We start from the raw sequence: 1,551 nt of genomic DNA, 5'->3' as shown, positions 1-1,551 counted from the left end.
CGCTATGAAAATTTTAAAATTTCAATTCGTAAAATTCATAAAAATTTATAAAATTTTTCAAAATCCTAGCGTTAAAATTTTAAAATTCCTAACTTTTTCAAAATAAATTTTAAATTTCGCAAACTCCCTTGCCGCAGCCATTTGCGTACTAAAATTTTATCGCGCAAAAGCGCTTGTTACCAATCGTTAACCCCCCCCCCTATCATTCTACAGTTGTTTTGCGCATGGGATTTTGCGCGCATACGACTCGTTTTGTGCGGTATAGCGTGCAGGTCGCATAAAATACGCCGCAAAAGCAATGGTAGGCTGTGCAACGTCTCTAGCAGGCGGCTTGCTTGATTTACATAATTTATAAAGAGGTAAAATATGCGTATTTTAGGCAACATTATTTGGTTTTTTCTAGGCGGTTGGATCTTGGCTATTTTAACTTATTTGTCGGGTTCGATCCTTAACCGTTTTAGTCGGACCGCTCCCGCGGGATTAGGTCTTATGGTATACGGCAAATTTATATTTTTGCCCTTCACCAACGATATGGTGCGCAAAAATAAAAGCTCGCTTATCGTCGCCGCAAAGTCGCTGCAAAACTACGAATATGACGTAACGCCTCAAAAAGTGGTCCGTATCGAAGGTAATAGCTACAGTATGCATCGTAGCGATCGCTTTACCTGCAGTAGCGACTGCGCTACCTGGGGTAGCTACTAGAGATGATGCGGAGATTGCTAAGTTGGCGACAAATTTAATGACTATTGAAACTGATATAAGCTCTTACTATACAACTAGTGGTAAATTTGGAGATTTTTCAATTATGACATACGTTCCCTTAGAGCCTAACGGAGCAAATTCAGCGTATCTTAAAAGCGGCAAAGGGGATAGATGCTTCGTAATTAGCGTAGATGCCAAAAAGAAAACCTTCACTGTAGAAAAAGGTCCCGATGCCGAAAATAATATCTGCCGAAGAGCGTATGAATTCCCTGGCGTCCCTAAAATGCTATCTGAGCCTATTAGCGTGAAAAAAATCTATTAATTCACGCGATTTAAAAGCGGATTAGATTATGGCGGCGAATTTAAGAGCTGGAATTTATATAAATTTTGCCTTAAATTTACGCCGCCTTGTGCGCACGAAAGTGATCTGATCGAAAATCAGATAAAGTCGCGCGCTCTGGCGTGAAATTTAGCCACAATTTGAGCGGGCCTAAGTTTCATAAAATTCTGCGGTTAGAATTTTAACGCCGTTTTAAGATTATTTTTGTAAAATCACATTTCTTTTTTACCGCTGGCGGGCTCATAGCTCAGTTGGTTAGAGCATCCGGCTCATAACCGGATGGTCCTAGGTTCAAGTCCTAGTGAGCCCACCACCACAAAATTTCGGCTTTTCACTGCATCAAAATCCGCAAATTCCATAAAATTTCAAGCGTCGTTTTTCCTTTGAAATTCCGCTTCATAACTTCAAAAGACAAAGCCTGCCGCAGAATTTCAACTTTGAAATGCGGTTAAGCTCGCGATTGAATTTTCAAATTTAACTTTCATTTGGCGACCGATTAAATTTTATTT

2 protein-coding genes and 1 tRNA gene are annotated in these 1,551 nt (G+C 39.8%); all 3 read left to right on the top strand.

All coding sequences use genetic code 11. The annotated features are described in order from the left end of the window. Nucleotides 1-366: 366 nt before the first annotated feature. Nucleotides 367-702 (top strand): YccF domain-containing protein, encoded by a 336-nt coding sequence (locus Q0257_RS12620; RefSeq protein WP_298025323.1) that lies wholly within the window; start codon nt 367-369, stop codon nt 700-702. Nucleotides 703-724: 22 nt separating this feature from the next. Beyond that, nucleotides 725-1,024, top strand: coding sequence for a hypothetical protein (locus Q0257_RS12615; RefSeq protein WP_298025320.1), 300 nt, complete (start codon nt 725-727; stop codon nt 1,022-1,024). Nucleotides 1,025-1,278: 254 nt separating this feature from the next. Beyond that, nucleotides 1,279-1,355, top strand: a tRNA-Ile gene (locus tag Q0257_RS12610). Nucleotides 1,356-1,551: the final 196 nt, after the last annotated feature.

The organism is uncultured Campylobacter sp., assembly GCF_938018035.1.
Classification (GTDB): Bacteria; Campylobacterota; Campylobacteria; order Campylobacterales; family Campylobacteraceae; genus Campylobacter_B.
This window is presented reverse-complemented; position numbering and strand designations above follow the sequence as displayed.

What these genes read in the sequence shown, in the direction of transcription:
- Q0257_RS12620 (WP_298025323.1), top strand. Translation starts at nt 367, where the DNA reads ATGCGTATTTTAGGCAACATTATTTGGTTTTTTCTAGGCGGTTGGATC.